At 61.9% G+C, this 12,058-nt stretch carries 10 protein-coding genes and 1 pseudogene; 9 read left to right on the top strand and 2 right to left on the bottom strand.

Annotated features, from left to right (window positions below):
* Positions 1-26 precede the first annotated feature (26 nt).
* Positions 27-929 (bottom strand): hypothetical protein, encoded by a 903-nt coding sequence (locus QRM57_RS18190; protein ID WP_284987621.1) that lies wholly within the window; start codon positions 927-929, stop codon positions 27-29.
* Positions 930-1,143: 214 nt separating this feature from the next.
* On the opposite strand from QRM57_RS18190, the gene QRM57_RS18185 reads away from it, so the two are divergent.
* Positions 1,144-1,548 carry a hypothetical protein gene (locus QRM57_RS18185; protein ID WP_284987620.1) on the top strand — a complete coding sequence of 135 codons (405 nt, stop codon included), beginning with the start codon at positions 1,144-1,146 and terminating at the stop codon, positions 1,546-1,548.
* A 152-nt stretch (positions 1,549-1,700) separates the two neighbouring features.
* Here QRM57_RS18185 and QRM57_RS18180 read toward each other — a convergent pair whose 3' ends face one another.
* The gene (locus QRM57_RS18180; protein ID WP_284987619.1) at positions 1,701-2,750 is read right to left on the bottom strand and encodes a hypothetical protein; all 1,050 of its coding nucleotides are present in this window, start codon (positions 2,748-2,750) and stop codon (positions 1,701-1,703) included.
* Positions 2,751-3,207: 457 nt separating this feature from the next.
* Here QRM57_RS18180 and QRM57_RS18175 point away from each other — a divergent pair, with 457 nt between their 5' ends.
* From QRM57_RS18175 to QRM57_RS18140, 8 genes and pseudogenes are all read left to right on the top strand, one after another.
* A complete protein-coding gene (locus tag QRM57_RS18175) occupies positions 3,208-4,011 on the top strand; it encodes a hydroxypyruvate isomerase family protein (protein ID WP_105692055.1) in 804 nt (267 codons plus the stop codon).
* A gap of 61 nt (positions 4,012-4,072) precedes the next feature.
* Positions 4,073-4,969, top strand: a pseudogene (locus tag QRM57_RS18170) (2-hydroxy-3-oxopropionate reductase); the annotation flags it as partial.
* 131 nt (positions 4,970-5,100) lie between these two features.
* The gene (gene gcl, locus QRM57_RS18165; RefSeq protein ID WP_284987617.1) at positions 5,101-6,876 is read left to right on the top strand and encodes a glyoxylate carboligase; all 1,776 of its coding nucleotides are present in this window, start codon (positions 5,101-5,103) and stop codon (positions 6,874-6,876) included.
* A 28-nt stretch (positions 6,877-6,904) separates the two neighbouring features.
* A complete protein-coding gene (locus QRM57_RS18160) occupies positions 6,905-8,074 on the top strand; it encodes a glycerate kinase (protein WP_284987616.1) in 1,170 nt (389 codons plus the stop codon).
* On the top strand, positions 8,067-9,416 hold the full coding sequence (allB, locus tag QRM57_RS18155) for an allantoinase AllB (protein ID WP_284987614.1): 1,350 nt from the start codon (positions 8,067-8,069) through the stop codon (positions 9,414-9,416). Before QRM57_RS18160 ends, allB begins: the two co-directional genes overlap by 8 nt.
* Positions 9,417-9,426: 10 nt before the next feature.
* Positions 9,427-10,206 carry a winged helix-turn-helix domain-containing protein gene (locus tag QRM57_RS18150; protein WP_284987613.1) on the top strand — a complete coding sequence of 260 codons (780 nt, stop codon included), beginning with the start codon at positions 9,427-9,429 and terminating at the stop codon, positions 10,204-10,206.
* Positions 10,207-10,300: 94 nt separating this feature from the next.
* Positions 10,301-10,768, top strand: a complete 468-nt coding sequence (gene bcp / locus QRM57_RS18145; RefSeq protein ID WP_284987612.1) for a thioredoxin-dependent thiol peroxidase — start codon at positions 10,301-10,303, stop codon at positions 10,766-10,768.
* A 178-nt stretch (positions 10,769-10,946) separates the two neighbouring features.
* A complete protein-coding gene (locus QRM57_RS18140) occupies positions 10,947-12,053 on the top strand; it encodes a PP2C family protein-serine/threonine phosphatase (protein ID WP_284987609.1) in 1,107 nt (368 codons plus the stop codon).
* Positions 12,054-12,058 lie beyond the last annotated feature (5 nt).

Here is a 12,058-nt window from a genome sequence, read left to right as displayed (position 1 = left end):
GTTTCCGGCTCCTTCTACTACAGCGGTTACAAGGGACCCGGCTCTCGCGAAATTGGTCCATCAATGTAATCCTGAATGAACCTAGACACGTTTTCAGGCAGTGGAAGCGGCTGGATCTTGGACCCTCCAGCAGCCTCTGGATGCACCTCGAAGAATCCTGGCCATTCGTCCTCGGCCAGTACTGTGGAGGCTTCTTTGAACAGCTTCGCCAACCAATCCGCGGCTTGAACGGCGCCGGGACTTAGCAAGTGCATGATCTCTTCGTGGAGCGCCATTGCACCCTTTGCCGCTTGAATAACAGTGGACAGTAGTTCCAGCTCTTCCGGCAGTGCGACGACCTCGTCGCGCACCTTCGCATTTTGCGCGTGCTTCTGAAAACCTTCCCTGGACAGATGCACTTCAACCGTTGCGATGCTTTCTCCCGAATCAGAGCGTTGAGAATTAAACGTGGCAACAAGTAATTCAGCCGGGGAGCCATGGACGAGCGCGTTTCTCAGATGATTGCTGACTCTGTAGGGAAGGCTTGAATCATAGAGAGCGGAAAACAGCCTCGAGACTTCCCGCAGTTCGGGCGACTCTTTCCCGTAGAGTCGCCCTAGCCGCACTTCAACGTGCTCAGCGTACATCTTTACCGTCGAACATACGTTGATGATGCGAAGTTCAAGCTCGCTGACGATTGGTCCGGGACTTAGGATGCCGCCCTTTTCTGCGTACTGGTTTCGAGCTTCCTCTGTGGTATTGAATAGATCCTCCACCGCACGCCAGATATAGGCATCAAAGCCTGTCAGGTAATTCTCAATCAAATCGATGGCGTTCCAGGTTTGTCCGAACTCTTCTTCGGAGAGCTGCCGGATTGGCCGCGCTGAAAGCTCGTTGTCGTCCACCCGTTTGAGGGCCTGGAACGTGTAGAAAACTTGGTCTTCGGTCACCTTCCAATCCTGACATCGGCGGGCAGCTCAAGTGCAATCATTCGTGCAGGGCGCACAGCAAAGAAGCACTGAGAGGGCTGGCCGAGTGCTGAGGTTTGGAAATCTCTTCGCGTCTCGGCGGGTTTGAGGAAAGCATGGCAGCTGTAGTCGACTTTTCGTGCCGACATCTTCAGCCTGCTCGCCGAACAGGTCGAGTGCTGTCTAACCTCAAGGTGTGAACAACAAACGGTATCCGGTGAAGCAAAGCCCCTGGCGCTGGCCAGCCGCCTGGTTTAGAGATCAAAACTTCTGGCGAGAAGTTACGGCGCGTGCATTGTCGGGGCTAATTGTCATACTGGTTGGCTACGTGGTCCTAGCAGCTAATGGTCTTCTGGGACTTCCTAGCCCTGTAAAGATGATCTCGGCATTGCTAGTCGTCGGAGTGGCCGCACTCCTGATGTGGCCTCTCGTTAAGCTTTCACAATCGGTAATTGGAATCGTACGCCGCAAGGTGAGAACCATTTGGCTTAGGATCGCCCTCTTGACGGCTTGGTCAGCGGCATTTCTTCTCATGCTCACTTATATCTGGCTTATTGCCCAAGCGGTAGCCCTTTGGGCACTCAAAAATGCACCGGAATAAGGCAAATGTTCGAATCACTCATCATCGCTAATGTCGTGTAGGAGCCGAGGCACCCCATCAGATGGGTTAGTGCGACAGTTCGTAACCAGGGCTGGCGGGTGGAGTTTCTTCGGCAGGTGCGTCGTGGGCCGATTCCCAGGCCAAGGCAAGGCTCACCAGTCCCGTGCGTCCTCTACTCCCGACAAAAGGGCCAGCCGCTCGGCCGCGAGGGAACGACCGAACTCCAATTCAGACTCAGCCATGACCTTGTCGAGCGCAGCGAACAATTCCTCGCGCTCCTCTGTCTCAATGAATGGGGACCGTCCGTCGAGGCGATTGAAGGCGCTGGCGTAATCACGCCCAACGTCCTCCATTCGTCCCAAGGTGGGCTCTTCGGACTTCACTGAGCGCGCTGCGAGCACCTCCCTTCGTGTTTTCTTGAATTGCGTCACAGCTTTCTTGAACCGATCAGAACTAATGTGCTCGCGTCCGTCCCAGTCACGAAGCGGATTTTCAAGATTCTCTTGCACCCATTCAGGTTTGCGTGCCTTGGTGATGCTGACGCTTGTGCCGTTTGCCGCCTCAGACCGCCAACGACTCCGCATCGCAGAGGCGTACTCATGAGGGACGCTGTCTAGGTAAAGATACTCGAGGTTGGGAACTTCGATAGGAAGCAAACAGTCGGCCTTCGTCATGCCGAATAGGTCGGAGATAAGTAGGTCCCGGAGCCGGCCGAGCCGGTTAAGCATTCCGGCGTTCCTGAGCTGCCCGAGGTTGCCGCCGAGAATTAGACTCCTAAGGTTGGGAAAAGTCGATGCTATCCGCAGGCAGTCTGCTTCGGACAGGCCGGTCACTCTGAGGCTGCGCACTCCATCTTGAACAGGTGCGCCTTCGACTAGGGCATGATCCAATTCCCCTGGCGTCAGTTCGAGTTTCCCTGGTTCCTTCCAATCGTGCTCACCCCGGTCCCAAGCACGTTGAAGGGCAAGCTGATACCCCGCTCGCCAACTGCTGGTGTAACTGTTCGAGGGTTGGTCATGGATCAGTGGCAGGCTACCGATGACGCGAAAGCTCCGGGGAAGCACCCAGTCACAGTTGACGTGCGATAACCGGCCATTCCACGAATTGTGCGTCAATACGAGCGGCTCAATGGCATCCAAGTCCTCTGTTGATAACGGTTGCGAACCTGACCAATTCAGGTCGAGCACACCAACCTTTTCCAACCAGGATCGATACTCGTGATTTGGGCCGCCACCCATTCGCCAAGAAGATCGTTCGGACCAACGACGATGTCTCCGACGCTCAGTGAGCGCGGTGGGCCGCCTGTTGTTGTTTCTGACACAACGCCAATCCTACGGACCACCTTGGCGCGGAGTAGGTATACGGAGTCCGTACTCGCCCAGTCTTCGCCGAACATTCAACCCCTAGTCGAGCAAAGACTCTTTGCACAATTAGTTGCGAAGGCGAGCCTGCAGTGCGGCTACCGGCCCTGGGCACTACACGGCTCTGGTATCCCAAACCCCCACCTCGCCACCCACCCCCTTGACTCACACCCCCACCTTCCCTAAACTTTTCATAAAGCAGAATCTAAATTCCACAAAGCGGAAACCAAAGCCAAGCACCAAGGCAATAGCCAAGCAACGGAAGATAGATCCAAGCCCCTCCTCGGAAGGACCTACGATGACGTACACAGTGAACTGCTCCATCCTCCTGACGGAGCTGCCCTTGCTCGAGCGCCCCGCCGCCGCGAAGGCAGCCGGTTTTGACGCCGTCGAGTTCTGGTGGCCCTTCGCCACTTCGGTTCCCACCGACAAAGAGACAACAGAGTTTGAAACAGCCATCAAGGACGCCGGCGTTCAGCTCACGGGCTTGAACTTCAACGCTGGCAACATGCCCGGCGGCGACCGCGGCCTGGTGTCCTGGAAGGGACGTTGCTCCGAGTTCAAGGACAACATCGACGTCGTAGCAGGCATCGGTGAGCGCCTCGGTTGCAAGGCCTTCAACGCCCTCTATGGCAACCGCCAGGACGAGTTCACCCCTGAAGAGCAGGACGAACTCGCGGCAAAGAACCTCGCTGCAGCAGCGGAAGGCGTCGCCCGCATCGGCGGCACCGTCCTCCTCGAACCGGTCAGCGGCGCACCCAAGTACCCGCTCCTCACCGCCGAAGACGCACTCAAGGTCATCGCCCGCGTCAAGGCAGAATCCGGCGCACAGAACATCAAGCTCCTCGCCGACTTCTACCACCTGGCAGTCAACGGCGACGACGTCGAATCCGTCATCGAGAACCACGCCAAGGACTTCGGCCACATCCAGATCGCCGACAACCCCGGCCGCGGCGCTCCCGGAACCGGCACGCTCCCCCTCGGCGAATGGATCGCCCGCAGCCGCGAACTCGGCTACGACGGCTACATCGGCCTCGAGTACAAGGAACCGCAGGAATCGGCCTTCAGCTGGGCCATCCGCCAGCGCGCCAACGCCAACTAACGACGGCGGCACCCGCCACAGCGGCTGACTCACCAAACAGCACACCTGAGCTAAAAAGACTTTCAGAAAGAGAACCACAATGAGCAACGTTGCAGTCATCGGACTCGGAATCATGGGCCTCCCCATGGCCATCAACCTCGTCAAGGCCGGCCACACGGTCACCGGTTTCAACCGCAGCCAGGACAAGATCGACAAGCTCGTCTCCGAAGGCGGCCAGGGTGCCACGAGCATCGCGGACGCAGTCAAGGACGCCGACGTCGTCATCACCATGGTCCCGGACTCCCCCGATGTTGAGGGTGTCGTCAGCGGCAAGGATGGAGTCTTCGCCAACGCGAAGAAGGGCACCATCTGGATCGACGCATCCAGCATCCGCCCGGACGTCGCCAAGCGCCTCTCCGAAGATGCAGTTGCAGCAGGCATCCGCCCGCTCGACGCTCCCGTATCCGGTGGCGAGCAGGGCGCAATCGACGCCGTCCTGTCCATCATGGTCGGCGGCTCCGCGGAGGATTTCGAGGCAGCGCAGGATGTCCTCAACGCAGTGGGCAAGACCATCGTCCACGTCGGCCCGTCCGGCTCAGGCCAGACCGTCAAGGCTGCAAACCAGCTGATCGTAGCCGTCAACATTCAGGTCCTCGGCGAGGCCATCGCCTTCCTTGAGGCCTACGGCGTAGACACCGACGCAGCACTAAAGGTCCTCGGCGGCGGCTTGGCCGGCTCCAAGGTCCTCGACCAGAAGGGTCAGAAGATGCTCGACCGCAACTTCGACCCCGGCTTCCGCCTGGCCCTCCACCACAAGGACCTCGGCATCGTCACCTCCGCAGCCCGCGAAGCCAACGTCGCTGTCCCGCTCGGCGCAGTCGTCGCCCAGCTCGTCGCCGCAACCGTCAACCAGGGCGACGGCGGCCTCGACCACTCGGGCCTCTTCAAGCAGGTCCTCCAGCTCAGCGGCCGCAAGTAAGCACCCCGGCAAAAGGCACCAAGCAACACAAGTAGGGAACCCGCCGTCGTACTTAAACGACGGCGGCTCCCTCACCACACCCAAAAACACCACAGACTTCGCCCGAAAGGGCAAAAAACAAGGAGTACACCATGGCAAAGATGCGCACCGTTGATGCGGCCGTAGCCATCCTGGAAAAGGAAGGCGCAACCGAAGCTTTCGGTCTGCCCGGCGCAGCGATCAACCCCTTCTACTCAGCAATGCGTGCCCACGGCGGTATCCGCCACACGCTGGCCCGCCACGTTGAAGGCGCCAGCCACATGGCTGACGGCTACAGCCGCGCAGCTGATGGCAACATCGGCATCTGCATCGGCACGTCGGGCCCCGCTGGCACGGACATGATCACCGGCCTGTACGCAGCCCAGGCTGATTCCATCCCGATGCTCTGCATCACCGGCCAAGCACCCGTTGCCAAGCTGCACAAGGAAGACTTCCAGGCCGTGGACATCGAGTCCATCGCCAAGCCGTTGACCAAGTTCGCCATGACCATCCTGGAGCCGGGCCAGGTTCCCGGCGCCTTCCAGAAGGCGTTCCAGCTGATGCGTTCGGGTCGTCCGGGCCCGGTCCTGTTGGACCTGCCCATCGACGTCCAGATGGCCGAGATCGAGTTCGACATCGACGCCTACGAGCCCCTGCCCATCGAGAAGCCCAAGGCTTCCCGCAAGCAGCTGGAAAAGGCACTGGACCTGCTGACCGCAGCCAAGCACCCGCTGATCGTTGCCGGTGGCGGCATCATCAACGCCGGCGCTTCCGCTCAGCTGGTCGAGCTGGCCGAGATCTTGAACGTTCCTGTTATCCCCACTCTGATGGGCTGGGGCGCTATCCCGGATGACCACCAGCTGATGGCCGGCATGGTTGGCCTGCAGACCTCGCACCGCTACGGCAACGAGACGTTCCTGCAGAGCGACTTCGTTATCGGCATCGGCAACCGTTGGGCCAACCGCCACACCGGCGGCCTGGACACCTACACGGCTGGCCGTAAGTTCGTGCACATCGACATCGAGCCGACGCAGATCGGTCGCGTTTTCTCGCCGGACTTGGGCATTGCGTCCGACGCCGGTGCGGCGCTGGATGGTCTGTTGGAGCTGGCTCGCGAACGCCAGGCAGCAAAGACCCTGCCGGACTACTCGGGTTGGGTTGCCGAGTGCCAGGAGCGCAAGGGCTCCCTGCACCGCAAGACCAACTTCGACAACGTGCCCATCAAGCCGCAGCGCGTGTACCAGGAGATGAACAAGGCCTTCGGCCGCGACACCACCTACGTGTCCACCATTGGCCTGTCGCAGATCGCCGGCGCACAGATGCTGCACGTGTTCGGTGCCCGCAAGTGGATCAACGCGGGCCAGGCCGGCCCGCTGGGTTGGACCGCTCCGGCAGCACTCGGTGTAGTGAGGGGCACCCCGGACGCCACCGTTGTTGCCCTGTCCGGTGACTACGACTTCCAGTTCATGATCGAGGAACTGGCCGTAGGCGCCCAGTTCAACCTGCCGTACATCCACGTTGTGGTGAACAACAGCTACCTGGGCCTGATCCGTCAGAGCCAGCGCGGCTTCAACATGGAACAGAACGTTTCCCTGGCTTTCGAAAACATCAACAGCCCGGAGACAAACGGCTACGGCGTGGACCACATCAAGGTTGCCGAAGGCTTGGGCGTCAAGGCCATCCGCGTTGAGGACCCGAACGATCTGCCTGCCGCTTTCGATAAGGCCAAGGCACTGATGGGCGAGTTCAAGGTTCCCGTGGTTGTTGAAGTGATCCTGGAAAAGATCACCAACATCTCCATGGGCGTTGAGATCAACGGCGTGAACGAGTTCGAAGAGTTGGCAGAGTCTGCGGCGGACGCACCCACCGCGATCCTGACCAAAGCGTAAGTAACAGTAAAAGAAGGGAGGCACCGGAATGCGTGTTGTCATCGCCCCGGACAAATTCAAGGGCTCGCTGTCCGCGCCCGACGTCGCCAAGCACCTGGCAACAGGACTGCTGGCGGGATTCGGCTCCAAGGGTTTTGAAGCAACACGCATTCCGGTGGCCGACGGCGGCGAAGGAACCATCGACGCCGCCATCGGCTCCGGCTTCACCCGCCGGACCACCACCGTCACCGGCCCGCTGGGCGAACCCGTGAAAGCGGACTTCGCCATCAAGGACCAGGAAGCTGTCATCGAAATGGCGGCAGCTTCCGGTCTCGCCCTCCTCCCGGACGGGCCCAGCAGCGAAACGGCCAAGAAGGCCAACAGCATCGGCACGGGCGAACTCATCCGTGCCGCGCTGGACCTCGGCTGCCGCAAGATCATCCTGGGTGTGGGCGGCAGCGCCAACACCGACGCCGGCGCGGGAGTCCTGCAGGGCCTCGGTGCCGTCTTCCTGGACAAGAACGGCAACGAGCTCCCCGGCGGCGGCGCAGCCCTCGCCCAAGTGGACAGCATCGACTTCTCCAACTTCGACGTCCGCGTTGAGGCCACGGAGTTCGTGTTGGCGTCCGACGTCGACAATCCCCTTCTGGGGGCCAGCGGAGCCCCAGCCATCTTCGGTCCGCAAAAAGGCGCGACGCCGGACGACGTCACCGAACTGGATGCAGCACTGAGCCACTTCGTCGACGTCCTTGCAGCCACAACCGGGCAACATGCCAAATTCGCGGCCAAGGCAGAAGGCGCAGGAGCAGCAGGCGGCGTTGGCTACATTGCCATCGCGGCACTGAAGGCAGAGCGGCGGCCGGGCATCGACGTCGTGCTTGAATTCACGGAACTGGAAGAACGCCTGAAGGGCGCCGATCTGGTGATCACCGGAGAGGGCAGCCTGGACGAGCAAAGCCTGCTCGGCAAGACCCCCATGGGCGTCTCGCGTGCAGCGCAGAGGAATGGGGTTCCCGTGATCGCCGTGTGCGGCCGGAGTACCCTGAGCCGGGAACAACTCACGGACGCCGGCTTCCATACGGTCCATGCACTGACCGATCTGGAAAAAGATGTCCAAAAATGTATCGCTGAAGCAGGTCCGTTGCTTGAACAATTAGGTAAGCACATAGGCGTGTACCTGGCGGAACGGACCGAAAACAAGGAGTACCTCAATGTCTGAAGCAATCGGCGCCTATGACCTCGTTATCCGGGGCCAGCGCATCCTGACCACCGCCGGTATCGCAGCCCGCGAAGTTGGCATCCGCGATGGCATCATCGTGGCCATCGAACCCCTGGGCAACGGCCTGACGGGCGATGAGGTCATCGAACTCGCAGACGACGAAACCCTTATCCCCGGCCTGGTGGACACCCACGTTCACGTCAACGAGCCCGGCCGCACCGAGTGGGAAGGCTTCGCCTCCGCCACCCGTGCCGCAGCTGCCGGTGGCGTGACCACCATCATCGACATGCCGCTGAACAGCATCCCGCCCACCACCACCGTGGACGGCCTGGAGCAGAAGCGCGTCGTCGCCAAGGACCAGGCTTTCGTGGACGTCGGATTCTGGGGCGGTGCCATCCCGGGCAACAAGGGCGACCTCCGTCCGCTGCACGACGAAGGCGTTTTCGGCTTCAAGTGCTTCCTCCTGCACTCCGGCGTGGACGAGTTCCCGCACCTGGACGCGGACGAGATGGAAGAGGACATGGCTGAGCTCAAGTCCTTCGACTCCCTCATGATCGTGCACGCCGAGGACTCCCACGCGATCGACCGTGCCCCGCACCCGGGCGGCGACCACTACGAGACCTTCCTGGCCTCCCGTCCCCGCGGCGCCGAGAACAAGGCCATCGCCGAGGTCATCGAACGCGCCCGCTGGACCGGCGCCCGCGCCCACATCCTGCACCTCTCCTCCTCCGACGCGCTTCCCATGATCGCTTCGGCAAAGCGCGACGGCGTCAACCTCACCGTTGAGACGTGCCCGCACTACCTGACGCTCATGGCCGAAGAAATCCCCGACGGCGCCACGGCCTACAAGTGCTGCCCGCCCATCCGCGAAGCCTCCAACCGCGAGCTCCTTTGGAAGGGCCTGCAGGATGGCACCATCGACTGCATCGTCTCGGACCACTCGCCCTCCACACTGGACCTCAAGGACCTGGAGAACGGTGACTTCGCTGTGGCGTGGGGCGGCGTTTCCTCACTGCAGCTGGGCCTGTCCCTGATCTGGACCGAAGCCCGCCACCGCGGCATCTCCCTTGAACAGGTTGTCGCCTGGATGTCCGAGAAGCCCGCCGCCCTGGCCCGCCTGCACAACAAGGGCCAGCTGGCCCTTGGCTACGACGCCGACTTCTCCATCTTCGCCCAGGACGAAGCGTTCGTTGTGGACGTCACCAAGCTCAAGCACAAGAACCCGATCACGCCGTACGACGGCCGTCCCCTGGCCGGCGTCGTCCGCAACACCTACCTGCGCGGCACCCCGATCGACGGCCAGAACCCCGGCGGCAAGCTGCTCCGCCGCGGCAACGTTTAGGCCTACCGTCATGGCAGTCAATGCCTACGGGCCACCGCCGTCGCGAGGACCCGCAGCACGCGGGTCCTCCGCACGGCGGCCCGGCCAGAACCCTCGGAGCCTCAACGATCGCAACGGCCTGACAGCTCACGGCCTCGCGCTCTGGGTCAACCCTGCCGAGGGCGACGAGATCGATCCTGAAATCTGGGAGCGGGCAGCACGACTTGTGCTGGCCCGTGCCATGAAACTTGCCCCGGAAGCGGAAGTCCGCATCTGGCCCGCCCCCGGGGCAGAGCACTCCGGCGTCGGCGACACTTCCTGGGGCGGCACTCCGCAGGAAGCCGCCGACGCCGGTACCAAGTCGGCGGCGACCGTGACACTCGCGGACGCCCTCGCGGAGGCGCGTTCGGAAGCCGCTTCCGACGGCGGCGACGGCGCCTCAGCGGGCGGCAGCACCGCCGTCGAGCCCGTAACGTTGGCCAGCCGCCGCAGCCAACTTGCGGTGGACCTGGCCGCTGAAGTAGTCCTGCTGGATGGGGAGCCCGTTTCCTTTACTGGCATGGAATACAAGCTGCTGCGCTACCTCGTGGTGAACTGCTCACGGGCCATTGCACGTGAAGAATTGCAACGCTTCCTGGAGTCATTTGACCTCCCCGGCGCGGCATTTCGCTCGATCGACGTTTATGTTGGAAGGGTGCGGCGGAAGCTAGGCTCCGCCCGACACACCGTCGCCACCGTCCGTGGTGGCGGCTACCAGTTCGTGCCAGGGCCTTATGCCACAGTGCGCGGACCTGCGGAATACAGCATCTGATTTCGCTGTTCTACTTCATTGACTTCGTTCTTTGAATGATCGCTGTTGTTTGAAATGACCGCCGGTGCACACCGGTTGAATGTAAAGGATCGCCATGACCCAGAAACTCCTCGTCGGAACGCAAGCACCTGATTTCGCGCTTCTCGACGCCGACGGCACCAAGGTCTCGCTGTCCGACTATCGCGGACGCAACGTCATTGTGTACTTCTACCCGAAGGCAGCCACCCCCGGCTGCACCACCGAGGCTTGCGACTTCCGCGACAACCTCGCCAGCCTGCAGGGCAATGGCTACGACGTCATCGGGATCTCCCCCGACGGCCCCGAGGCCCTCGCCAAGTTCACCGGCGAATTCGCGCTGACCTTCCCGCTGCTCTCCGACGAAAACCACAAGGTTGCCCTGGCCTACGGCGCCTGGGGCGAGAAGCTGGTAGACGGCGAAATCGTCGAGGGCATCGTCCGCTCCACCGTTGTCCTGGATGGCGAAGGCACAGTCCAGCTCGCCCAGTACCAGGTTTCTGCGCAGGGCCACGTCCAGGCGCTGAAGGAAGAGCTGGGCGTCTAACCCTCTCTCACATCCCGCCTGCTTGAGGGAATCCCTCTCCCACATCCCGCCTGCTTGAGCGGATCCTTCTCTCACGTAACTGTACAAATCATGTAACGCCCGCTCACTTTTGTGAGTGGGCGTTTCATATGTCGTGACTAAACGTGACAAATACCCAGCCGCATTAGTTAATGGAGCCATGGCCTCAACCTCGTCTCCACGCCACGCTGTCGTCGTCGAAGATGACGCCGACATCCGCGGGCTCCTCGTCCTCATCCTCGAGCAGCTCGACTTCGTGGTGACAGAGGCACCCGATGGCCTTTCCGGCGTCGAGGCCGTCCGGAACACCAACGCCGAACTGGTGACGCTGGACATCAATCTTCCGGACATCGATGGCATGGAAGTGTGCCGCCGGCTGCGGGAGTTCTCGGACGCCTATGTCCTGATGCTCACAGCCCGCGCGGACGAGATCGACCGGCTCAACGGCCTGGACACCGGCGCCGACGACTACATCAGCAAGCCCTTCAGCCCCAAGGAAGTCCAGGCCCGCATCCGCGCGCTGTTCCGGCGGGCGCGCACCCCTGCCGCTCCCGCCGAGGATCAGCGCCAAGCCGATGAACTCGAGCGGGCGGCCGTGGTCCAACAGAGCCTCCTCCCCCGGGAGACGGTCCGCGTTGACGGTTACGACGTCGCTGGGGCCTTCCGCCCGACCCGCAGCGTTGGCGGGGACTTCTACGACTGGTACCAAACCAGCGACGGCATGCACCTGACCTTCGCCGACGCCATGGGCAAGGGCATGGGGGCCGCCCTGATCGCAGCAACTGTCCGGGCCGTGATGCGGTCGGTAGCGGACACCCCGGCGATCGCCGATGCGTTCGGCTCGGCCAGCGCCACCATCACCTCGGACCTTGACCAGTCGGGCTCGTTCGTCACCATGTTCCACGCCCGTCTGGACAGCGGCTCAGGCAAGCTCAGCTATATCGACGCCGGTCACGGCCTTGCGTTGCACGTCCCGGCTGACGGGGCGGCACAGCGGTTGGTCTCGGCCGGTCCGCCAGTGGGCATCCTCGACGACCAGCTGTGGCCGGCCGCGGAACTTGAGCTGGAGCCCGGAGATTCCCTGGTGATCGTCAGCGACGGAGTGCTCGATGCCCACGCCTCCCTTGAAGAATTCCTGGTTAACGTCGAAAAGGTGACACGCAACGGAGCTACCTCGGACGAGGTCTGCGCCGCCCTTCTGGAGTTGGCACCCGCTGCGACCGCCGAAGATGACGTGACCGCCGTCGTCGTTCGCCGTAAACACTGAGCCAC

It is taken from the genome of Arthrobacter sp. fls2-241-R2A-172 (assembly GCF_030208885.1).
GTDB lineage: Bacteria > Actinomycetota > Actinomycetes > Actinomycetales > Micrococcaceae > Arthrobacter.
The sequence above is the reverse complement of the archived record's forward strand: the minus strand, read 5'-3'. Positions and strand labels throughout refer to the sequence as shown.

Bases quoted from the DNA above. Each gene is read 5' to 3' on its own strand.
- QRM57_RS18175 (WP_105692055.1), top strand. From the start codon at position 3,208: ATGACGTACACAGTGAACTGCTCCATCCTCCTGACGGAGCTGCCCTTG.
- gcl (WP_284987617.1), top strand. From the start codon at position 5,101: ATGGCAAAGATGCGCACCGTTGATGCGGCCGTAGCCATCCTGGAAAAG.
- QRM57_RS18160 (WP_284987616.1), top strand. From the start codon at position 6,905: ATGCGTGTTGTCATCGCCCCGGACAAATTCAAGGGCTCGCTGTCCGCG.
- allB (WP_284987614.1), top strand. From the start codon at position 8,067: ATGTCTGAAGCAATCGGCGCCTATGACCTCGTTATCCGGGGCCAGCGC.
- QRM57_RS18150 (WP_284987613.1), top strand. From the start codon at position 9,427: ATGGCAGTCAATGCCTACGGGCCACCGCCGTCGCGAGGACCCGCAGCA.
- bcp (WP_284987612.1), top strand. From the start codon at position 10,301: ATGACCCAGAAACTCCTCGTCGGAACGCAAGCACCTGATTTCGCGCTT.
- QRM57_RS18140 (WP_284987609.1), top strand. From the start codon at position 10,947: ATGGCCTCAACCTCGTCTCCACGCCACGCTGTCGTCGTCGAAGATGAC.